We start from the raw sequence: 1,115 nt of genomic DNA, 5'->3' as shown, positions 1-1,115 counted from the left end.
GCGCAGATGAACACCGCGTTCCAGCCACCGACCGCCGACAGCAGCGACGCCACCGGAACCAGCATCGACGCCGTGCCCTTCGCCGTGTACAGCGTGCCGGCGTTGGCCGCGGCGTACTTGCTGCCGAAGGTGTCGGCGCAGGTTGCCGGGAAGATCGAGAAGATCTCGCCCCAGCACAGGAAGATCATCGCGGCGAAGAACATGAACAGATACGGGTTGTGGCCGAAGTACATCAGGCCGAGCAACGCCGCGCCTTCACCGAGGAAGATCACGAACATCGTGTTCTCGCGGCCGAAACGGTCCGAGAGAAAGCCGCACAGCGGCCGCGTGAAGCCGTTGCACAGGTTGTCGATGGAGAGCGTCATCGTGAGTAGCGGCAGCGTGACGCCGAGCAACGTCACCGGCAGCTTCGCGAAGCCGAACTCCTTCGCGATCGGACCGAGCTGCGCTGTCGCGATGATGCCGCCCGCCGCAACGAACACGAACATCAGATAGATCACCCAGAAGAGCGGCGAGCGCACCATCTGACCGGTCGTGTAGTCGATCTTCGACGAAACGAGCCGCTTCGGAATCACCACGTTCGCGGGCGGCACCGGTCGCACGAGAAAGAGCGCGAGCGCGAGAATGCAGACGCCCTGGAAGATGCCGAAGAACATGAAGGTGTGCTCGTAGCCCGAGCTCTGGATCATGTTGGCGATAGGAATCACCGTGACCGCTGCACCCGCGCCGAAGCCGGCCGCCGTCAGGCCAGCCGCGAGGCCGCGCTTGTCCGGAAACCACTTGAGCGCATTGCCGACGCACGTGCCGTACACGCATCCCGCGCCGACGCCAGCAACGACCGCGCCGATGTAGAGATGCACGAGCGTGGTCGCGTGAGCGTCGATGACCCAGCCGAGCGCCGCGCAGATCGATCCGCCGATCACGACGGGACGCGGCCCGAACTTGTCGACGAGCCAGCCTTCGATCGGCACGAGCCACGTTTCGGTAACGATGAAGATGGTGAAGGCGGTCTGGATCGCCGCTTGTCCCCAATGGTGCTTGGCATCCATCGGCACGACGAAGAGCGTCCACGCGTATTGCAGATTCGCGACCAGGCCCATGCAGATGATGCCGAT

The 1,115-nt window shown here is 63.9% G+C and carries 1 protein-coding gene; it reads right to left on the bottom strand.

Translation table 11 applies throughout. The annotated features are described in order from the left end of the window. The coding region (oxlT, locus tag QCE48_RS31615) for an oxalate/formate MFS antiporter (RefSeq protein WP_309794477.1) at positions 1 to 1,115 on the bottom strand (1,115 nt) is incomplete at both ends.

The organism is Caballeronia sp. LZ024, assembly GCF_031451455.1.
GTDB classification, from domain to species: domain Bacteria; phylum Pseudomonadota; class Gammaproteobacteria; order Burkholderiales; family Burkholderiaceae; genus Caballeronia; species Caballeronia telluris.
Note: the sequence above shows the minus strand (reverse complement) of the source record. Positions and strands in the feature narration are given on the sequence as shown.